This window comes from Microcoleus sp. MOSTC5 (assembly GCF_036701825.1).
Classification (GTDB): Bacteria; Cyanobacteriota; Cyanobacteriia; order Cyanobacteriales; family Microcoleaceae; genus Microcoleus; species Microcoleus asticus.
In genome coordinates, this window is the sequence record NZ_JAUBRK010000007.1 from 156,761 (window position 1) to 177,645 (window position 20,885).

Consider the following 20,885-nt stretch of genomic DNA (forward strand, 5'->3'; position numbering starts at 1 on the left):
CTCCCCGCTTAAGCGTATTCATTGTGAAGCAGCAACCGCTAGTGCGGTTGTAGCTGTTGGAAATTGAGGTCTTAACCATGACTGAAACTCTAACAACAACCGAAAGAATTGCACGTCTCAATGACCAGTTGCGTCAAGGAAATACCAAAATTGGTGAAATTCGGATCACTCAAACTGTAAAAGCTCTTCCTCCTGAATACCAACAAAAATTACTGCAATTAGTAAGAGATTTTAACAGTTTTGAATCGGGCAACGACCCCTACGGAGAACGAGATTTTTTTGCCATTCAACTGGATAGCAAAAACTACTTTTTCAAAATTGATTATTTTGACAGAAAAGCTTGGCTGGACAACCAAGAAGTGAGTTCAGAATGCCCAGAAAACTCGGATAAAACTTGGAGAGTTGCTACCCTAATGAAATCGAATGAATACTAATTTTCAAGTAGGAGCTAACCTTACCTATCGGGTTAGCTCTATAACCTCTATCAATTTTAAGCTATTATGTATGCAACATTTGTCAGGAGAAGCCTTCCGTGAAATTCTGCAAATAGCTCCCCGACAGCTAACAGAAATTGATGCTGAATTACTGTTCATCAAAGAACAATACCTGTTCCATTATCGAGAAGGGACAAAGGAACACTACAAACTACTCTCCTCTGTCAGTTTGAGAACTGCATTTTCTCACGAGCCAATTGATACAGGTTGGATGCCTCCAGGAGTCATAAGGTGGGGAACTAATTCTCAAGGAAATTGGGTAGTAAAATTCATACCTCCTGCTCAATATAACCTCCATTTTGATGATATTGAACCGATTACTATTCCGCTAACCGCTTTGGTATTGGTAGGACAGAACACTCAATATTGGGTATGGGCAACTGATGTCGCCACCTTCAACCCAGAGGCGAAAGCTTACCATACTCCCTTACCAAATATCCACCCAAACGGTTTAATTTGCTGGGGACAAAATACTCCCCCGGTTGCTTCAACTCAAACCATTGATATTGCTTGGCAAACTTTCATCACTACTCCTTTCAATGCTGACTTATCCAGCCAAAAAAGCCGAAAGTTTCCCCAAGATGTCAGAGAACATCTGAAAAGTTTAGCCTTGAGAAAAAGGCGTTCCTATCCTGTTAAAGATTTAGTTGAAAGCAGGTGCAACCAGTCAATTAACTCTTTAATAGAACACCTTTTATTGATTGCTAACCCTATCTAGGGATTGCACTCAACATTTTTCTTTCAACCGCCAAGTTTAAGTTAATGCTAAAACTTTTTAACCACATTCATGCCTCTATTCCCTTGCCTCCCATTGCTACTGGAGTATTCTGCGAATACGTTACAGCTTCTAACGGCGTGTTTGTGCGTTCAGTTCGCCCCGGACTAGAGGCAATGATTCCTGTTGCAAATTCAGCGCCCAATACTATCAAAGGGTTGCCATCTATAGAACCGTACTTGCACCTTGACACTCGTTCAGTACCATTAGAATTAGTCCTTTCTATGTGTACAAAATCTGCATTTAGCAAAGATAATAGTGGGAATCTCACAGAGATTTTATTTCACCTATCCCTTGACAGCCGCAATCAATGGCAACTGACAATTCCACTCCAAACAACTACACGAACAAGCTGCCAACCTCTTGATAATTTATCCTGCTCAACTGCCTTAATTGAATGCCACTCTCACGGAGAAATGCCTGCTTTCTTTAGCAGCACAGATGATGCTGACGAGCGGGGTTTTCGCCTCTATGCAGTATTGGGTAAAGTTAATACCTTGACTCCTGAGATTTTAGTCAGAATCGGAATTTTTGGACACTATAGCTTAATTAAAGCTAATTCTGTATTTGAAGAGCCATATTTTATCACCGATGCTTACCAAAACTCCCTTAAACCTTGACTTTGAGTACGCCAATTCTACCCCTCTCCTCATCAAAGATTACTCTCACCTACACTTGTGGCTCGTTGGCTGTGGGGGCACTGGCTCTTATGTAGCTGAAAGTTTAGCACGATTAGCTTACGTTTTCAAACAACGTGGTAAAAATGTCAATGTTGCCTTTGTTGACCCTGACATTGTTGAAGAGAAAAACTTGGGAAGGCAGAGATTTTGTCAATCTGAACTCGGATTGAATAAAGCCGCTACTCTTGCTTTGCGTTACAATCTTACCTGGGGGCTAGAAATTAGTGCAATTCCTGACTATTTTGACCCCAAATTGGTAAAATCATACTGGAATGATTTGGTAATTATCACTGGCTGCGTTGACAATAGTGCGGCTCGTCGTTCCCTCGGCAAAACACTAGAAAGTAACCGCCACTCTGATATTCCAAGAATCTGGTATCTTGATGCTGGCAATAACTTTGATAGCGGTCAAATTCTACTAGGTAGTCATAATTGTGGTGAGGGGTTAATTACTCACCTAGATCAATTTGAGAAAACAGGCATTATGGGAGCGTTACCCTCTCCTATTTGGCAGTGCCCCAATTTGAGAGAATCCCAGCCTGAAGAACTGGCAAATACCTATTTATCTTGTGCTGAGTTAGCCACTATTAACGCTCAGAGTCTCACAATTAATCAGGCGATGGCCTCCATTATTGCTGACTATTTATTCCGTCTCACTTTGACGAATGACTTGCGGAGGTTTGCCACTTTCCTTAACCTTAAATCTGGTTCTATGCGCTCGGAATTTATCAGTTTTTCATCTCTTAAAAGGTTTGCAAGAGAGGGAGGGGGAAGGGGAAGGGTGGAAAAAGGAAGGGAAGAGGAAGGGGAAGGGTAGAAAAAGCTGATTATTTGGGGAATCGTTTACATAGTTGCGTTTTAAAGCGCCGACTTACTTAGGCGTAAAGAGCGATCGCTAATATATTTCAACAACAAAATAGTTGGCAGTGCCTGTCCCATACCTTACCGCTCTTATTGATGTATTTGGGCTTCAGTCGCGATCATCGCCGTCGTTCCTTATTCTATATCAATAAGGTTTGAACTGCGGGTAAGCAGTATGCTCAATATTCATGGGGGGTGGATATTTTTCGTCTGGACGCATTAGTCACGGTTTGCGATCGCAAAACCATTGCTTGCTACCAAGAGAGAACAGCCATAACCAGTCACAACAGGCAAAGGCACGAACAGCACAAAAAAGCAGTAAAGGGACATGAAATTGCAGGCGTTTGCCGGATATTTTCGGATAAAAACAGGTAGAGGCCAGTCCCTGCAAATGTCTGTATTCTCACGCTCTTTTGTACAGTACACACCTGATTTTGTACAGCAAATGACTGACTTTAGTGCTCCCCAAAAATTAACGGGACTTAAACAACTTTTAAGCCCAAACAAAACCCCAACTGGCTTTATATGCAGCTTGAACGTCCATATTTTGTTGTAGCCAGCGCACAAATCTATAAGATATAGCTGTTCTCAAAGCTTCTAAGACTTCAGTAAAATGTTACTTTTATATCACAGATAGATGGCTAGTTTACCCAAGGTTTATTCCCGATAAAGACCAAATTATCTATAAAAGTTACATGACCAGACTAGAGGGCGAGAATACGCGACTACGACATTACGCACAATGTCATCACTTTGGTATAATTGTGAGAGTATGAGTGCGATATTTGGAGACATTACTACCGTGAGCGTGGCGTTTGGCAGAATTCTATTGAGCTTACACTTTCCAGCAGCGATCGTCCAACAATCTTAAAATCTGTGCAGCAACTCGAACTTTTTCCGCAACCCAAACCCAGCTCCGCTAAATCTCCTCAACTAACGATGAGTTCTGAAGCGCTGCATTCTTGGAAACAACGTATTTTTGAACACCAACAATCTGAAGGCGTTGACCAACCGCGACAGGGAAGTCTATTCGAGCTAGCGCCAAATCCCTGTGACTCCAACAACATAGACCCCTTTGCCCTGGAATTGCACAATCTCTCTTTCTGCGAGAAACCGGATTGGGGCGATTCCAATTGTCTCTATTTTGTCATCGATAATGCGCTTCCATTGCTCCTCTACGTGGGTGAAACAGAGCGCACTCCCAAACAAAGATGGACGAACCACTACTGCCACAGCTACATTGGCAATTACATCGAACTGCACCGACGTTATTCCCTGGATGTGGCTGTAGCCATAGCATTTTGGTACGGCGCACCGAGCAATCGCCAACAGCGGCTGCAACTGGAATTGGAGCTTATTTATAAGTGGAAATCACCTTTTAACAAAGAATGCTGGCAATATTGGGGACAGCCTTTTGGTAAGTGAAACTGCTGCAATTTGGTATTTTAAACCACATTCCGGTTCTTCCTTACTTGGTATGCTAAACATACCTGTCCGCTAGCCTAAAAGCTTCGCTAGGTAATAAGTGTAGTCATTATTTTTAGCGTTTGAGGCTAAGAATACGGGCGATCTACGGCTAGAACCCTTATTGTACAGCAAGCGTTATGATGCTTAATTACAAGTTAAGCATCATATGTAATGAAGAGCCAAATAAATGAACACCGATTCTGAAAAGAAAGATATTGTTTTAATCGTAGATGACAACTCTAATAACTTAGGGGTACTTTATAATTTGTTGGATGATGCCTCCTTTGAGGTTTGGGTGGCACAAGATGGAGAAAGTGCTATTGAAAAGGTGGGCTATGCACTCCCTAATTTAATTTTGTTGGATATAATGATGCCGGGGATAGATGGGTTTGAAACTTGCGATCGCCTGAAAGCAAATCCTTTAACTGCTGACATCCCCGTGATTTTTATGAGCGCTCTGTCTGACACCGTTGATAAGGTTAAAGGTCTGTCTTTAGGGGCAGTGGATTATATAACTAAACCCTTTCAGCAAGAAGAAGTTTTAGCTCGCGTTAAACTGCATCTAAAATTGCATTTTTTGACTCAGAAAATTGAAAAACAAAATCAGGAACTAGAGCAGCGCGTACAAGAACGAACGGCTGAATTATCCCAGGCTTTACATAACTTACAACAAACTCAAGTTCAATTAGTGCAAACTGAAAAAATGTCCAGTTTGGGCCAGTTAGTGGCTGGCGTTGCTCATGAAATTAACAATCCAGTTAGTTTTATTTTCGGGAACCTTACTCACATTTCTGAATATATAAAAGAATTGATTGCCCATTTGAAGCTTTATCAACAAAGTTATCCCAATCGCCTCCCTCAGATTTCCGATCATGCTGAAGAAATTGAGCTAGATTACCTGCTAGAAGACTTGCCAAATGTGATTAGTTCAATGAAGTTAGGAGCAGATAGAATTAGCAACATTAGTGTTTCTTTGCGAAATTTTTCGCGGATGGATACATCAAATAAGGTAGCTGCAAACATTCACGAAGGGCTAGATAGCACTCTTTTAATTTTGCGCCATCGGCTGAAGGGAAGTGGCGATCGCCCCGCGATTGAGGTGGTTAAAGAATACGGCAATTTACCGTTAGTGGAATGCTATGCGGGACAGTTAAATCAAGTTTTTATGAATTTGATTGCCAATGCAATTGATGCCTTGGAAGATAAAATGGTAAATTCCCAATCCGCAAAATCTGCTAATTGTAAGATTACAATTAGCACAGAATTAGCAAATAATAATTTAGTAAAAATTCACATTGCTGATAACGGTATAGGTATCGAAGAGACAGTAGCTTGTAAACTATTTGAAGCTTTTTTTACAACCAAACCAGCAGGGAAAGGTACAGGCTTGGGATTGAGTATTAGTTATCAAATTGTGGTAGAGAAACATGGAGGAAAAATCACTTGTACTTCCACACTGGGTCAGGGTACTGACTTCACTGTTGAAATCCCAATAGAGCAGTCATAATTGCCGATTGTGGTAACAAACAAGCCCAATATTTTACTTGTGTTTTTGTCAAACATAAGATCACATTAATATCACGCTGGACTGTTCTATGATGCGCTTAACTGCTTCTCACTCTAGAAAACTCCCCCTCCGCCTTGTTCTAGTAGGGCCATTTTTACTGCAAATTTTTGCGGCTGTGGGGTTAACAGGATGGCTATCATTACGCAATGGTCAGAAAGCTGTTAACGATGTTGCTGCTCAGTTACGGGGGGAAATTAGCAATCGCATTGAGCAGAACCTGGGGACTTACCTTACGAGCGCTCATCAAGTCAATCAAAGCCTCGCGGCTACTATTAATGTTAACTTGTTGGACGTGCAGAATCAGAGAGATTTGGAGCGTCATTTGTGGCATCAGCTTCAAGTTTTTGATTCAGTAAGTGCTATTTATTTTGGCAATCCTCTCGGAGGAATAGTTGTAGCCCAGCGTCAAGATAATGAGAAATTATATATTTACACAACAGAAAGATTTGTTAGTGGCAAGTTAGTCTGGTACTCTACAGATAGCTTTGGCAATCGCAAAAAGCTGGAAAAAATTATTCCTGCTTTTGACGCGCGAAATCGACCCTGGTATAAAGCAGCGGTTGCAGCAGGAAAACCCAGATGGATCGATCCTTTTCTTGTATTCGGAAGTCATCATTTGGGAATTACTGCTAGTCAGCCAGTCTATGACTCAACTGGTAATTTGATAGGTGTTTTAGGTGCGGAGCTACTTGACAGTCAAACCCGCGACTTCCTACAAAGTTTAAAAATTGGTAAGTCTGGAAAGACATTCATCATGGAACGCTCAGGACTAATTGTAGCTTCCTCAACGTCGGAAAAGCCATTTCTAGTTAGTAAGGATGGGAAGGTTGAGAAGCGGATGAAAGCAACTGAAAGTAGCGTGTCTTTGATTCGCCTTTCATCCCAATATTTGATCGATAAGTTTGGCGACTTGAGCAAAATTAATACTAACCAGCAACTCACGTTTGACTTGGGTGGCAAGCACCAATTTCTACAGGTAACACCATTTAAAAACGGTCGCGGTATTGACTGGCTAATTGTAGTTGCTGTCCCCGAAGCGGACTTCATGGATCAAATTAATTCTAACACCAGGACTACGATTTTGCTGTGCCTTTTATCATTATTGCTGGCTGCCATTCTGGGAATTTTTACCTCTGGCTGGATAGCTGAGCCTATTCTGCGTTTGAGGGATGCAAGTAGAGCAATAGCAAATGGAAAATTAAACCAAAAACTAGAGGTCGAATCGATTGGAGAACTGGATATTTTAGCTGAATCGTTCAATCAAATGGTACAGCAATTACAAGAGTCTTTTACTGCCTTAGAAAAAACCAACGAAGAGTTAGAACAGCGCGTTGATGAACGGACTACCGCACTGCGAGAAAGCAAAGCACTTCTCAACCAAACCCAACAGTTAGCAAAAGTTGGCGGCTGGGAAATCAATCTAGAAACTGAAGAATTGGCTTGGACAGAAGAAGTTTACCGCATTTATGAAGTTGATTCAGGTTTTCAGTTAACTATGGCAGCAGCAAAGGCTTTCTATCCATCTGAGTCCTTACAGATTTTGGAACCAGCACTCGAAAGTGCGATCGCAAATAAAGAACCTTTTGATATAGAGTTGCAGTTCGTTACGGGTAAAAAAAATCAGCGATGGGTTCATATTCTCGGTCAACCTCACTACAAAAATGATGTACCTGTCAAATTTAAAGGAACTTTTCAAGACATTACAGACCGCAAAATTGTAGAACTCGCACTCCAAGAAGCTAAAGTTGTCGCTGATGCTGCCAATCAAGCTAAAAGTGAATTTCTTGCTAACATGAGCCACGAATTACGAACACCTCTCAACGGCATTTTAGGTTATGCTCAAATCCTCCAGCGAGATAGCAGGTTAACTCCCAAACAAATTGCTGAGATTAACATCATTTACCAGTGCGGTTCGCACTTGCTTACTCTGATTAATGATATTTTAGACCTTTCTAAAATTGAAGCTAGAAAAATGGAACTCTATCCCACAAATTTCTATTTTCTAGCATTTCTTCAGGTAGTCAGCGAAATCTGCCGCATTAAAGCTGAACAGAAAGGCATTTCTTTAGAATGCCAATTTGATGCTGCACTACCAAGTATCGTTAAGACTGACGAAAAACGCTTACGGCAAGTGTTAGTCAATCTTTTGGGTAATGCTGTTAAATTTACTGATGCAGGTGGCGTTATTTTTAAAGTGGCTGTAGTAGAATCTGTAGCTGTTGAATCAACTGCGATCGCACCGAAAGCTATCCACAAAATCCGCTTTCAAATCGAAGATACTGGCGTGGGAATGACGAGCGAACAAATGCAGAAAATATTTCTGCCATTTGAACAGGTAGGTGAGGCTCGTCGCATGGCAGAAGGAACTGGTTTAGGATTGGCAATTAGCTTAAAAATTATTGAAATAATGGGAAGTAGCATCCTAGTAAGTAGCAAGCCGCAGATAGGCAGCAAGTTCTGGTTTGATTTGAGTTTATCAATGTCTGATGGAAAGGTTTTACCGACAGTACAGCCAACAAGAACTATAGTCGGCTTTACAGGAAACAAGCGCAAAATTCTCGTAGTAGATGATAGGTGGGAAAATCGCTCTGTGATTGTCAATTTGCTCGCACCCATTGGCTTTATAGTTGTTGAAGCTACCAATGGAATTGAAGGTTTAGAGCAAGCTCGCGAATTAATGCCAGATGCTATTATCACCGACTTGGTAATGCCCCAAATGAAGGGTTTTGAGTTGATGCACCGCCTGCGTGAATTGCCAGAATTGAAAGATATTTTAATAATTGTCTCCTCAGCTTCAGTGTTTGAAACTGACCAGCACAATAGTTTAGATGCTGGGGCGGATGCTTTTCTTCCCAAACCTGTAGAAGCTTCTGATTTGTTTAGATTGTTGCACAGACATTTAGGGCTATCTTGGCTCTACGAACAGTTAGTTGAAGTCTTTCCTCCCCCTGCCAAAAGTATTAAACGAGATAGCGCCTTATCGTCGGCTGCGGCTATAGTTCCTCCACCCCCAGAAGAAATTGATATTTTCTATGATTTAATTATGAAAGGCAATTTGAAAGCGATTATCAAACAAGCCGAACATTTAAAAAATTTGGATGCCAATTTTATTCCTTTTGCTGAGCAGTTGTGTGAATTTGCTCAAAAGTTTCAAGAAAAACAGCTAAAGTCTTTTATTAGTCAATACAAGCAAAAGGATTAATTACCGCTGTTTAAAAACACGGTCAGGCAAGCAGGCGCAATGATTCCTCCCAGAGGCGATCGGCGTTGTCCGAGTTGAGAGCATAGGGTGCAACGCCACTGTAGTCTTCGGTTCGCCGAGGCACGATCGCGGCTTCGTTACAATCCTCGAAGTAGCGACCGCCAATGCCCTTCAGCAAGGGGGAGGTTGCCAGCAAAACTGAGGTGGCAGCACCCTGTTCCGGTGTTTTCTGTCGCTCAGGTGGAGTTTTAAGACCGCCAGTGTAGCGCTGGAGGTTGGTGGCGATCGCCCCCGGCATCAAAGCATTAGCCGTAATGCCATCCTTCAACCAGCGTGAGGCTGCACCAACCGCGAAAAGGACAATGGCAGTCTTGGACTGTCCGTATGCTAACCACGGATCGTAACGGCGAAAGGCGAAGTGGATATCATCGAAGACCACTGGCGAGAGCAGGTGTCCGCTAGAACTGACGGAGACGATACGTGCTGCACCAGCCGCTGCCAGTGCATGATGGAGTCCGAGTGTCAGAGCAAAGTGCCCAAGATGATTGGTAGCAAACTGCATCTCCCAGCCTTCGGACGTGTATTGTTCAGGCAATGCCATTACACCAGCATTATTGACAAGGATATGTAATGGTTCATTCCACGCATCGACAAATGTAGCGATCGAAGCTCGATCTGTCAGATCCAGCAAGGCAACGTGAATGTTTCCATTACCCGTAGTAGTAGTGATGTCAGCCGCTGTCTTTTGACCAGCATTGATGTCACGCACAGCCAGGGTCACTTCAGCACCTGTACGAGCGAGTGCCCGTGCTGTCTCGATGCCGATGCCCGATGCTGCTCCAGTGACGATCGCCCGCTTGCCAGAAAGATCGATTCCCTTTACCACCTCGGCAGCGGTGGAATGTTGCCCGAATGGTGTTTTAATCAGTGACATATATGCTCCTTTAAGAATGTCGAGTGATGCCCTTATCAGAAACCTGTGCGATCCAGAAAAGGCGAGAACGCTGGCGATGACCAGCTCAGCGGGAGGCTGCCCTCTACCCGACAGCCGCGATCGAGGTGGAAGCGAAACAATCGCTCTGCTCCCTCGTAGTCATTGATTTGGGCACCTTCCCAAATCACTTCGGCTGTGCCTGTGAGATAGAGCAGGTTGCCGCGGTCGAAATCCACAAATAGCAGTCCTGCCCTTGGATTCAACTCTAGGTTGCCAAAGGTATTAAACTGACAATTGCCAGAGAAGTCAGGAACCAGCAGCGTACAGTCATCATCCAGCCGCACAAAGCCTGATTTGCCACCGCGATGAGAAACATCTACCCCGCTAGCAATGCCTGCCGATGTATTTTGATAAGCGGTTGCAATGAAGAAGGTATCAGCCCCAGCAATCGTGGCACGTTCTTGGGCTCCAAGCATTTGGAATTGATGGATCGATGGCGGCGTTGCTGAATCTCGATTAATTAGCTCAAACATCCGAGTTTGAATATATTTGGGACAGTTGCCAAAGCTTTGTCCCACTTGCACTTCAAAGCGATCCGAGTCCATTGCTGCGACAGTACCGTTCACGCGATTGCGGCGGCGGGTATGGAGTTCAATTCCCAGCAAGCCGATATCGATGCCATCGGCAAGATTATTTGTGAAAGGATCGCCAAATAGGGGTTTGGCGGCAATCTGTAAGGTACGATCGTCGGGCGTTGATACAAAGCCCGGTTTCCCTACCAAAATTGAAGCCCAGGGGCTGCCTGTCACATCCACCGTACCCACAATTATGTAAGAAAGTTGGGAGAAGAACTGGCGAAACTGATCGGGCAGGTATTCCCGAATCATTTGTCGTCCTTGCCTATCCATCTTGGTCTGCGTACCCATTCGATCTTGAATTGCTAGTTCGCCCGCATGAAACGGCGATTCGGTTCTTGTCCAGCCTGGGATTGCCATACGTTACCTCTGTTTTTAAGCTGTGCGGTTCGCCTACAGTCCAGCCATTGGGATATAGCCGGGGAGTTGTTTGATGCGCTCGATCCAAGCTAGGACGCTGGGATAGGGTGCGAGGTCAATCTTGCCATCGTTCGCCAGAGCAACGTAAGGAAAGACTGCGATATCAGCGATGGTGGGGCGATCGAATTCTAACCAGTTGCGCGTACTCAAATGCCTATCTAATTGAGTCAGGATATTCTCTGCTTGCTGGTGTGCGCGTTCGATATTGATACTGGTAGCCCCAAACAAATAATAAAGTCGGGAATGTTCAGGGCCCTGGCGGATTTCTCCAGCAGTTGTCGATAGCCAGCGAACGACTTGAGCCAACGGGAGGGCATCCAACGGCAGCCAGCGATCGCCGCCATGCTGCCGCGCTAAGTACACCAAAATAGCTTGAGCATCAGCTAGTTTGGTATCGCCATCGACCAACAAAGGAACCTGTCCCAATGGGTTGAGTGCCAAGTATTCCGGCGATTTTTGTTCGCCTTTCATTAAGTCCACTTTGACCCATTCATATTCGATATTTAATAGTTCCAGCAACAGTCTTGGTTTGTAACTGTTACCAGACATTTCGTGACCGTAAAGCTTAATCATGATGTTTCTCTTTTGAGTGTAAATATGAGTGATTTAGGAAAGCACTATTTCCTAATTCACTCATATTCAGATTTGTGCCATACCACCATCAACGAACAGTTCGATGCCATTAACAAAGCTGCTATCGTCTGAAGCAAGAAAGACAACGGCTTTGGCAATTTCATCGGGCGTACCAACTCGTCCTAGCGGAATGGTAACGGCTTGACTGTTCACAAATTCCTGCACCTGCTCTTCGCTCAATCCCAAAAGGGTGTAGCCAGGAGTCGGAACCACGCCAGGACTAATCGCATTGACTCTAATTTTGCGTTCTTTGAGGTCGAGTATCCAATTGCGGGCAAACGATCGCACGGCAGCCTTGGTCGCGCTATAAACGCTAAAGGCTGGGGTGCCTACGGTAGAAGCAGTCGAGGCGTTCAGAATAATAGAAGCGCCCTCTGGCAGCAGTGGTAATGCCTTCTGCACGGTGAATAGCAAACCTTTGACATTTGCGTTGAATGTTTTGTCAAAGTGTTCTTCAGTGATCGATCCCAGTGGAGCAATTTCTCCACCGCCCGCATTGGCAAAGATTACATCGAGGTGCCCTTGCTCTTGCTTAATCGCGGCAAACAGGCGATCGATATCCGCGAGATTTGATACATCACCCTGAACGGCGGTGACATTTTTGCCAATCTGCTTCACCGCAGCATCGAGGTCGTTTTGACGCCGACCCGTGATAAAGACGTAAGCTCCCTCTGCTACAAACCGTTGGGCAGTCGCGAGTCCAATCCCACTGTTCCCACCTGTTACCAGTGCAATTTTGCCTGTAAGTTTACCTGACATAAGATTCCTCCATTTTACGTATTTCGTCTGTACTGAGAGAGGGTTAAGATATTATTACTTGCTTTACGCCAATAGTTCGGACAGTTTTTTAACGATCCTGTAAGCCGAGGGCGAGGAAGCCCTGCCATTTTTAACGAATTTTAGGCAACAAGGGCGCTCGACTTAAACATTGAAAAAATAGTTTACCATATAGCCAGTCTGGGTTTCGGACACTCCACTATATCTAAAACTGTCCGAACTATTGATATATGAACAATCAGCCACCTCCGAATCAAACATGGATCGATTTGAATTTCAGCTAGCAATGCTGCAACAAGGAGCACAGGAACTAGAACAAAAAATAGCTAACTTCACAACAATCCTGATGCAATTAAAAACTGCTGCACTTACCATTTGGGTAGCGTTGATTGGTTGGGTGTTTGCCAACAAAATAAATGCGTTAGTTCCGCTGGGATACGTGATAATATTTGGTTTTTGGTTTTTAGAAGCGACCTATTGGAGGGTGCAATTGTATTATATGCTAAGAGCTGCTGCCGTTACCGAATTCTTGAATGATGAAAGGGCTTTAGAGGAAAGTTTTGATACCCGTTCCATACCGGAAGGACTCGTTCACCCGCTCGGTTCTTTGAAAATCTTTAAGATGCCTTCTTTAGGGAGAGCTATGTGCGCTCCATCAATCTATATTTTTTATACCTTTTTGTTGGCTGTTAATTCGATCGTTTGGTTGATAACTTTTAAAACAGCCTTCTAACTCGGCAATATCCGAACGTGCGATCGATCGAACATTATCTTTCTTCCCAACTAACTAGAAGTAACCGCATCTCCACCGATCAATGAAAAAGTACCTCAACCTCTTTACCGCCGTCATCGCATCACTCAAGCCTAAATCCAAAATACCCGTAATCGACACTTATGGTGAATCCACGCTTAACCAAGACGAGCAGCAAACTCTCATGGAATGGCTCTTTGCTAGTTTGATGGGCGTTGGTTACTTCAGTAAAGCTCACCTCATCTGGGACGATAATCAGGATAGGGAACGAGAGATTTTTACCGCATTGATGAGAAACGAGCCGATATTCCTGTACCGCCAAGGAGCGCGACCTTCACCAATTGTTGAAGGATATGGCTGGCGACTGATTGGCGAACATCCGAGTTTGCGGGTGTATCAGTTGGAGGTGGAAGTTGAGGGAGATTGAGGGCGACTGAAGGCGATCGGTAGCTTATGCGTGATATCTCAACCATTACCTAAATTACTTTGATAGAAACCTTACCTTTTATTGTGGAGCGGTACAAAGCGCAACTCCTATTGTTGTTGATATCTCAATGCCAACTGCTTCCCCAATAAATATTTTTTGTTGAGAGATTCCTGTATACTGCAAGTGGATGCTCGCTAAATCTCTTTCTTGATGCAGGTAAAATGCTCGAATTCAGAATTAGTTTAACCGTGTTGTGTGTGTGGTTTTTTTTATTCAGTGGCAATACTTATTCAATAGCCAAGCAAAAACCTAAATGGCTCAGAATAATCACAGATGAAAACCAAATAGCCAATTATTTAGACGTTGCCTCTCTTGACTCCAGTAAACCGCAAAAGTTTTATACTTCAGCGAGGATATTTCCCCGCGCAGCGGTCAATAATAGGGAAATGCCCCTACGCCGTCCTTATCACGGAGAAAGATGCCCTTGCTCTTACGATTTTGCTATAAATGAATCGCACTGCGGCGGTCGTGCCAGCGGTAAAACTACTTGTTTTACACCTAAAGGAGCTGCTTCGTTATTAATTTCAAATTCAGTAAACTGCAAAACGAAAGTCCGCAGTATATTGAACATTGACATCTACGATAAAAACAACAAGCAAATTACAACCTATTCCGCAGAAACTATAACGGGCGGTGCGTATCCCGCAGCCGTAAAAGTTAGCGACCGAGCAGAGCTGAGTGTTATTAAAGCTGTTTGCAAATAAGACGCGATAGAACGGATGGCGCGGAAAAACTCGGACAGAAAGTAAAGTCAATCCAAGTTTTTGTAGCAATTAAATTACAGTTCCTCATCCCAGCATTTTACTGGGGCTAGATGACTTATTTGAGTTTCAAAGCTCTGGATTGCACTTGAATCAGCAGCCTTTCAGCAGTTTGTTGAATGGCATCGTCCGGGTGTACATCCTGAATGTCGATAAGCCGAATAGCCGTATCCTATTACGGTTAACCAACTTCCACTAGCAACAAACATCACGCAATCTCTATCAGCAGGCTTAAGCAGCCTGCCAGTGAATATGTTTCAAAAGTTGGAGGAAAAGATTGGTTTAGACTTTTAGACTGATTGCGTAGGTTGTCGCCTTCCGCCCCGCCGATCGGTGTATAAGTGACCGTCAAACCTTGCATAAATAGGTCTTTTAGAAACGATGCCAAACGCCGCAGATACCAACATTGCTCAGGCTGTGCGACAGGTGGCTCATCCGCTTACAGTTGCAGCCTCAGATTGCGATCGATATTTCTTCAAACTCCACGCGCTCGACCGACGTTCGCTCGACATTGCGCCAGGAGCAAGTTCGGAAGATGTTTTGCAAGCGGTTGACGCTCGCGTGTTAGATGCAGCGGAATTGATGGGGCGATACGGCAGAGCAAATTTTTAAACGGGAAATTTTCTATGTTTGACGCATTGCAGCGAGGACTGACGCGCCGCACACTGTTGAATCGAACAGGTCTGGGGTTATTGGCGACGGTAGCGACCGGAATCATCTACAAACCTTTACGAACGCTGGCACAAGCGGCTCCTGCCCCTTCCGAGGAACCCTCCCTTCCTCCAGAGCAGAAGCTAGGTTGGGCGGTGGTTGGCTTGGGCGATTTTGCCACCAAACAAATCATGCCTTCGTTTGCAGAATGTAAACGATCGCGCTTAGCGGCTTTGGTGAGCGGCGATCGCGCCAAAGCTGAACGCTATGCCCGACAGTATGGGGTGAACCCTCAAAACATTTACAACTATCAAAACTACGACACGATTCGCGACAATCCTGAAGTCGATGTCATTTACATCATTTTGCCGAACGGATTGCACGCGGAGTACACCATTCGAGGTGCGAAAGCAGGCAAACACATTATGTGCGAAAAGCCGATGGCAACCTCAGTAGAAGAGTGTCAGGCGATGATTGATGCGGCGCGGCAGGCAGGTAAAAAACTGATGATTGCCTATCGCGCGCAGTATGAACCCTATAACTTAGCGGCCATCGACATTGCTAGAGGTCCGCGCAAAGAATTGGGCAAGTTGAAAGCAATTGTGGCCGATCACGGCCGAATTGTTAAGCCATCTGAACCCCAAGACCGCTGGCGAATTGATAAAGAATTAGCGGGAGGCGGTTCGCTGCCCGATATCGGGATTTACAGCCTGAATGCCGCCCGATACATCACAGGCGAAGAACCGATCGAAGTTAGCGCCATGCTGTACAGCACGCCCAACGATCCCCGATTTGTTGAAGTCGAAGAGAACGTAAATTTTATACTGCGGTTTCCCAGCGGTGTATTGGCAAACTGCACGTCAAGCTACGGCTACTCTGACACGAAACGAATTCAAGTTTTTGGCTCGGAAGGGACGCTAGAACTTAGTCCGGCAACAGATTATTACCAACATCGGCTGTTTGTCGAGAAGGAAAAGGTGCGGGAAGAACGCAATATTGACGAGAAGAATCAGTTCGCGCTGGAGATGGATCACCTGTCGGAATCGATCGTGCAAAACCGAGAGCCGAAAACCCCTGGAGAGGAGGGCTTGCAGGATATTCGGCTCATTCAAACCATCTATGAAGCCGCACGAACCGGACGCAAAATTCAACTCGATCCGATGCAACCACCCCGCAATGAGCGGAGTGTTTGAACGATTAACTAAACCATTATCAGGAGACTTTTCATGAAAGTATTTGTATTTTCACGGTATTGGTGATGTTATTCTGGATGATGTTCCAGAACCCAAGATTCAAGAACCCGCTGATGCCATCATTCTTTTGACTTCCAGAGCTGGCGGCTTTTCTTCGCAAGCCAGAATTGCTTGCACTCGCAGTGGCTGTAAATTATGGCGCCTATTAGCTGTAGAGATTAGCGTTGCAGGTCGCTACAGCTATGCCTGCAAATAGCAACGTTAAGCAGGCAACCCTAATCCCTTCAATATCATTGGCAATAACTTGCTGCACGCTTCTACAATGCTGGCAGTCTGGGGCAAACTGCTCAACGTTGCCTCAAACATCTTCCTCGCTTTCCGCGTCAGCCCTTCCTTTTTAGCAGGTTCCTCTGTTTGCTTAGCTTCTGCTAAAGCTTGCACCTGCTCTAATAAATCCTCTTTGTCGCGGTCGGATAGATCCGAATCATCTTCGATGGCTTGTTGGAGTTGTGTCAGGAGTTCTTTGATGTTGGGTTCATCGGTTTCCGAGGAATCGGGCAACCGATCGATCGTGTTAGTCACGCTGCCGCTAATCGCGCCCAGATTGACGACTCCGCTGACATCACCGCCGACTAACCCGCTGATGTCGCCAATGCTGCCGCCACCCGAACGAATGTTGATTCCCTTATTCTGAGTCATTACTAATTCTCCTTTAATGATTTGAATTGTTTCTGCTTGAATTTTAGAGTGATGCCTGCCTGCTTTCATAAACTGCTCGATGATTCCATTGAGAGTGCGAATTTCAGCGTTTCGTTCGACCAGTTTTAACTTAACGGCAGGCAATTCCTTCTTGATTCGAGCGTAATCCCTAAAATACTCGCGGCTTAACTCTGATTTGTCAGCTCCCGGTGCAGTTGTAAACCGGAGATTCAAGCCGCTGTTGCCGCGCCGTTCGATCGCCACAAACCGCAGCTCTTGCTCTGGATGGTTGGTGGATAAGTTTTTGAGTGCAATGGAGATGGCGCGGGGGTCAATATCCTGACTGTGGTACAAATCTAGAGTATCCACGTAAGGCTTGATGAAATCTGCAAACTCTCCCTCAGCGAAGGTTTCTCCCCAGTTATCCGGTTTCCGCAATCGGTTGGGATTATCTTTGGTTTCCAGGCGCATGAATACATAGTCGCATTGCACGTTCTCTAGCTTGGTGCTACCTGTAATCCCCCAATCTTCGATACAAGCTCCTGTGAGAATTGCTCCCGTCATATCTGTACCATCTAGTTGCGCTTGCTTCAGGATAGCTCTGGCCAAATCAGCATTCCGTAAATTAGCGTTGTTGAGGTTTGTCCCAATAAAACTGGCATCTTGCAGATTAGCACCTGGAAGATTTGCATCTTGCAGGTTGACCCCTTCCAAATTCAAGCCATCGAAGTTTTGAGATTGTCCGTTGAGCGTGACAACGAGTTGCCGAATTTGGGGATGTGCCAGATAAGTTTTTCCCAAGCGACAAAATTGAAGTCCTCTAGCCTGAAAAAATCGAGTCCGGGTCAGATTAGCATTTCGGAAGTCACAAAGTTTAAGCGTTGCATCAGTGAAATCGGCACCACTTAAATTTGCATTGATAAAAAGGTTGCCTCTTTTAGCTGCGATAGCAATTGCAGTCTGAAGTATCCACATAAATAGCTGACTGCTGTTAATTGTTTTCCAAGCAAGATAGCCCGTAAACAGAGCAGCTATGGTTGTTATGGGTATTACCGTATATGTGCGACTTGTCAGAGTAGCGATAGCTAGCGTTATGCCAATAGTAGCAGTAATAGTAATATAAACAGACTTAAATACAATGAGTGCGAGAACTGTTGAGAGAGTGGCCAAGGCAATACCAGAAGTAACCAGAGTTACTGACCCGACACCAATAAAAAAAGGTACTCCAATACCAATATCATTATTATTGATGGTTGGAAAAACACTTGACAAAAGCAAAAATGGTATCAAAAGAGTTACCCCTGTAATAACTCCTAACGTAAAACCTCGCTGTGGAATAACAAGTAATGAAACTGACAAAGAAAGTAATATTGGTATTCCGTGAATGGGTTGAGAGAAACCTATCAACAAACAAACTGAAAATAGACTGCCAGCACCAATTACACAACTTGACAAAATAGCTAACAGCAGGATAGTAACAGTTAGCAAAAATTTCCATTTTAATTGAATCCAAAAACTAGATCCCTTAAAACTAGCTTTTTCTAATTCTGCGTTAGTAAAGTCTCTACCTAAAAAACAAAAACCATCAAAAGTAGATTCAATTAAGTTAGAATTACTAAAGGTTTGTCTATACATAACAGGAGTGCAGTAGCTTGTTAATGTTTATTCAATGTTCACAACAAGGGAGGGAAACTTTTAACGCAGTCAGATACACAGCTAGGCTGTGTGTTGTTAGATATTATACAAACTGTTTTACATAAGTCTTGACGGGGATCTTCTAACGAACTTAACAAGGCTGTGGGAATTATTTCCTGAAGTTTGATTCCTTCTGAGTTCGTCAAAGAATCTACGACTTCAAACTGAAAATTATTTAATAGCTCATCCAGGGAGTTAGATACAGGATTTTCATTGGTAGCGGAGCTATTGGAAAAACTATCTAATAAATCTTTACTAGCTACTCTGAGTTTTAAAATCGATTTAATCCACTTCTTTGCTAAGCTTTTTTGCTCCGACGAGAAGTTGTTCCATCCGGGGAATAAAACTTGCTGAGTCATTGTGTTGCCTTATAAATGTTGACTGAAAAAATAAATGTCAGGAATGTCTGCTATCTAAAATGGCAGTTGAATCACTAGCTATTTGCAAATGTGAATTCAAAGCACTTTTGTTACCTGCCCCGAAGACAGTTTAACCGAAACCGTCCAGAGCAACTGACTAATCCCAAGCTATGTTTGAGAATTCATAAATCGCAGTATCTCTCAAACGCCACTTGAACGATCGCATCCTAGCAATTCGGCGCGCGGTAAAACTCCAGGATACATCCAAGCTTGACCGCATCTACTCACTTACTAGAGCCTGGTTGCCACATCAGGACGGTTCTAGAATTGCTGGGACACCAAAACCTACAGACAAGGATGCTTTACACTTGTGTAAGATTATTCAGCCAGCGTTGATGGATGCGTTCGCCCGAACTCAACCAATCCTTAAAATCTCTAACTTGCCTTGTTTTCAGCTAATCAACAGCCGCCATGACCGACTCCATCACCGACCAACTCAACCAAGCTTCCGAGGGTTTGCTCTTCCCCAGCGAAACCGACGCTCCCTTTGAGGTCGTAAGCTGGCCGACACAGGAAGAACTCACACAAACGAAGTTGCTCGAACTCACCGGACACCCACCCGATGCTCCCGTTGAAATGCGGACGGTTGACGAGTTCTTTGCGATCGCCACCTCCGAGGAAGCTTGGCACGATGAAGAGGAACGGGAAACTGCCAAGCGCTTTCAGAACTTGGTGAACTTCCTAAAGCAGAACCTCTCGCAGTTGCAGGTTTACCGAGTTGGCAGCGTTGAGATCGATGCTTACATCGTTGGGGTGACTCAAAACGGCGATTGGGCGGGGCTGTCAACTCAAGTAGTGGAAACTTAACAGTTTTTCAGCCTCAAGGTAGAGAAAAAAGCTCGGGTAAATGGTGAAACTTAAGCAGCTTCAATCAACCCAGAGGAATGTATGGCTCAATCTTACACAGTCAAAGAAGGCGATACGCTTTACGGTATTGCCGAACAGTTTTACGGCGACGGCAACGAATGGGAAAAGATTTACCAAGCGAATCAAGCAGTGATTGGAGATGACCCGGATTTAATTGAACCCGGACAGCAATTAACCATTCCCTAGCTTAACTAGCCTTTACTGACTATCAACCTTGCTTTCAATCACCTGCTGAACCTGTGGCGGTACATTAGACAAGAAATTTAACCCTGTCTCGCGTTCGACTTGCTTCACTGATACCCGAAAAGTTTTCCAATTCCGACCCTTAACGCTGGCATCATTTGGCATCTCTACCGCGATCGTCCTTGTGTTAGCCGTGATTCCCTGCAATCCCGGCTTATCCAAAACCACGATGACTTTCCAAGTTTTTGCGGGGACTGTAATCTTTTCTGTTCGGCCGATCGCGCCTTGCTTCCCGACGGGGCCGGCAATGATGTAAAGTTCCTTGCCCTGTGCCACTAATTCCCGGCAATACTCTTCCAAGTCGCCCCACACGCCTCGGTTGAGTTCTGGCACTTGCGGCATCATGTTTGTCATCAGGAATGTGCTGCTGTTGTCGGGTTTGTTCCGAGTTCTATCGGCACTCGGTGTAATGTGTCCCCGATCATAGCCACTTCCGCTGTAATCTGTTGGTCGCACTTTGTACCAAGAATCCGGGAGGGCTTCGTCGGGGCGGAAGTTGTCTTGGCGATCGGCTGCTCCAATCCAAGATTTATTGAGCTGCCACGAAACCCAGTTAGCAATGTGCGTTTTGTTGTTGTAGCTCATCACGTACTGAAACTTCACCATTAAATAGTTGTCTGTGCTGGCAGCGCTGGGAGCTGCATTGCTGGGATTGCCCAGGAGCAAGTTGCGGT

22 protein-coding genes and 1 pseudogene are annotated in these 20,885 nt (G+C 44.5%); 16 read left to right on the plus strand and 7 right to left on the minus strand.

The annotated features are described in order from the left end of the window. Window positions 1-77 precede the first annotated feature (77 nt). The 8 genes and pseudogenes from QUA54_RS05295 to QUA54_RS05330 all read left to right on the plus strand — a co-directional run bounded on the left by QUA54_RS05295 (window position 78) and on the right by QUA54_RS05330 (window position 9,046). Window positions 78-434 carry a DUF3768 domain-containing protein gene (locus QUA54_RS05295; protein WP_194060237.1) on the plus strand — a complete coding sequence of 119 codons (357 nt, stop codon included), beginning with the start codon at window positions 78-80 and terminating at the stop codon, window positions 432-434. Further along, window positions 424-1,212 (plus strand): hypothetical protein, encoded by a 789-nt coding sequence (locus QUA54_RS05300; protein WP_333413687.1) that lies wholly within the window; start codon window positions 424-426, stop codon window positions 1,210-1,212. Before QUA54_RS05295 ends, QUA54_RS05300 begins: the two co-directional genes overlap by 11 nt. A gap of 44 nt (window positions 1,213-1,256) precedes the next feature. Continuing rightward, window positions 1,257-1,889: a Mov34/MPN/PAD-1 family protein gene (locus QUA54_RS05305; protein ID WP_333304813.1), complete on the plus strand. Its 633-nt coding sequence runs from the start codon at window positions 1,257-1,259 to the stop codon at window positions 1,887-1,889. Continuing rightward, window positions 1,861-2,766: a ThiF family adenylyltransferase gene (locus tag QUA54_RS05310; protein WP_333413688.1), complete on the plus strand. Its 906-nt coding sequence runs from the start codon at window positions 1,861-1,863 to the stop codon at window positions 2,764-2,766. Before QUA54_RS05305 ends, QUA54_RS05310 begins: the two co-directional genes overlap by 29 nt. A 655-nt stretch (window positions 2,767-3,421) precedes the next feature. Beyond that, window positions 3,422-3,547 (plus strand): annotated as a pseudogene (locus tag QUA54_RS05315) (IS1 family transposase); the annotation flags it as partial. A 139-nt stretch (window positions 3,548-3,686) separates the two neighbouring features. Continuing rightward, window positions 3,687-4,235 carry a GIY-YIG nuclease family protein gene (locus tag QUA54_RS05320; RefSeq protein ID WP_333413689.1) on the plus strand — a complete coding sequence of 183 codons (549 nt, stop codon included), beginning with the start codon at window positions 3,687-3,689 and terminating at the stop codon, window positions 4,233-4,235. Window positions 4,236-4,464: 229 nt separating this feature from the next. Next, window positions 4,465-5,784: a response regulator gene (locus QUA54_RS05325; RefSeq protein WP_333413690.1), complete on the plus strand. Its 1,320-nt coding sequence runs from the start codon at window positions 4,465-4,467 to the stop codon at window positions 5,782-5,784. Between the two features lie 91 nt (window positions 5,785-5,875). Beyond that, entirely contained in the window at window positions 5,876-9,046 is a 3,171-nt protein-coding gene (locus QUA54_RS05330) for an ATP-binding protein (RefSeq protein ID WP_445301527.1), read from the plus strand. A gap of 22 nt (window positions 9,047-9,068) precedes the next feature. Here QUA54_RS05330 and QUA54_RS05335 read toward each other — a convergent pair whose 3' ends face one another. From QUA54_RS05335 to QUA54_RS05350, 4 genes are all read right to left on the minus strand, one after another. Beyond that, the gene (locus tag QUA54_RS05335) at window positions 9,069-9,980 is read right to left on the minus strand and encodes an SDR family NAD(P)-dependent oxidoreductase (RefSeq protein WP_333413692.1); all 912 of its coding nucleotides are present in this window, start codon (window positions 9,978-9,980) and stop codon (window positions 9,069-9,071) included. A gap of 35 nt (window positions 9,981-10,015) precedes the next feature. Next, entirely contained in the window at window positions 10,016-10,975 is a 960-nt protein-coding gene (locus QUA54_RS05340) for a pyridoxamine 5'-phosphate oxidase family protein (RefSeq protein ID WP_333413693.1), read from the minus strand. Window positions 10,976-11,008: 33 nt separating this feature from the next. Next, on the minus strand, window positions 11,009-11,608 hold the full coding sequence (locus tag QUA54_RS05345; protein ID WP_333413694.1) for a glutathione S-transferase: 600 nt from the start codon (window positions 11,606-11,608) through the stop codon (window positions 11,009-11,011). A gap of 66 nt (window positions 11,609-11,674) precedes the next feature. After that, on the minus strand, window positions 11,675-12,427 hold the full coding sequence (locus tag QUA54_RS05350) for an SDR family oxidoreductase (RefSeq protein ID WP_172191177.1): 753 nt from the start codon (window positions 12,425-12,427) through the stop codon (window positions 11,675-11,677). A 277-nt stretch (window positions 12,428-12,704) separates the two neighbouring features. On the opposite strand from QUA54_RS05350, the gene QUA54_RS05355 reads away from it, so the two are divergent. The 6 genes from QUA54_RS05355 (at window position 12,705) to QUA54_RS05380 (ending at window position 16,544) form a co-directional block, all read left to right on the plus strand. Continuing rightward, the gene (locus QUA54_RS05355) at window positions 12,705-13,178 is read left to right on the plus strand and encodes a hypothetical protein (RefSeq protein ID WP_333413695.1); all 474 of its coding nucleotides are present in this window, start codon (window positions 12,705-12,707) and stop codon (window positions 13,176-13,178) included. Window positions 13,179-13,260: 82 nt separating this feature from the next. After that, complete coding sequence (locus QUA54_RS05360) at window positions 13,261-13,623, plus strand: hypothetical protein (RefSeq protein ID WP_333413696.1); 363 nt, start codon at window positions 13,261-13,263, stop codon at window positions 13,621-13,623. Window positions 13,624-13,844: 221 nt separating this feature from the next. Next, complete coding sequence (locus tag QUA54_RS05365) at window positions 13,845-14,387, plus strand: hypothetical protein (protein ID WP_333413697.1); 543 nt, start codon at window positions 13,845-13,847, stop codon at window positions 14,385-14,387. A 438-nt stretch (window positions 14,388-14,825) separates the two neighbouring features. Next, window positions 14,826-15,056 (plus strand): hypothetical protein, encoded by a 231-nt coding sequence (locus QUA54_RS05370; RefSeq protein ID WP_333413698.1) that lies wholly within the window; start codon window positions 14,826-14,828, stop codon window positions 15,054-15,056. A 14-nt stretch (window positions 15,057-15,070) separates the two neighbouring features. After that, window positions 15,071-16,288 carry a Gfo/Idh/MocA family oxidoreductase gene (locus QUA54_RS05375; protein WP_333413699.1) on the plus strand — a complete coding sequence of 406 codons (1,218 nt, stop codon included), beginning with the start codon at window positions 15,071-15,073 and terminating at the stop codon, window positions 16,286-16,288. Between the two features lie 43 nt (window positions 16,289-16,331). Then, a complete protein-coding gene (locus QUA54_RS05380) occupies window positions 16,332-16,544 on the plus strand; it encodes a hypothetical protein (RefSeq protein ID WP_333413700.1) in 213 nt (70 codons plus the stop codon). A gap of 5 nt (window positions 16,545-16,549) precedes the next feature. Here QUA54_RS05380 and QUA54_RS05385 read toward each other — a convergent pair whose 3' ends face one another. Both QUA54_RS05385 and QUA54_RS05390 read right to left on the minus strand, forming a co-directional pair. Beyond that, window positions 16,550-18,622 (minus strand): pentapeptide repeat-containing protein, encoded by a 2,073-nt coding sequence (locus QUA54_RS05385; protein WP_333413701.1) that lies wholly within the window; start codon window positions 18,620-18,622, stop codon window positions 16,550-16,552. A 38-nt stretch (window positions 18,623-18,660) separates the two neighbouring features. Beyond that, window positions 18,661-19,041, minus strand: coding sequence for a hypothetical protein (locus QUA54_RS05390; RefSeq protein WP_333413702.1), 381 nt, complete (start codon window positions 19,039-19,041; stop codon window positions 18,661-18,663). A gap of 471 nt (window positions 19,042-19,512) precedes the next feature. Here QUA54_RS05390 and QUA54_RS05395 point away from each other — a divergent pair, with 471 nt between their 5' ends. Both QUA54_RS05395 and QUA54_RS05400 read left to right on the plus strand, forming a co-directional pair. Next, entirely contained in the window at window positions 19,513-19,908 is a 396-nt protein-coding gene (locus QUA54_RS05395; protein ID WP_333413703.1) for a nuclease A inhibitor family protein, read from the plus strand. Window positions 19,909-19,989: 81 nt separating this feature from the next. Beyond that, window positions 19,990-20,154 (plus strand): LysM peptidoglycan-binding domain-containing protein, encoded by a 165-nt coding sequence (locus tag QUA54_RS05400; protein WP_333413704.1) that lies wholly within the window; start codon window positions 19,990-19,992, stop codon window positions 20,152-20,154. 12 nt (window positions 20,155-20,166) lie between these two features. On the opposite strand, the gene QUA54_RS05405 is transcribed toward QUA54_RS05400, so the two are convergent. After that, window positions 20,167-20,885 (minus strand): DNA/RNA non-specific endonuclease (locus QUA54_RS05405; protein ID WP_333413705.1); only part of this gene is annotated, 719 nt, incomplete at its 5' end.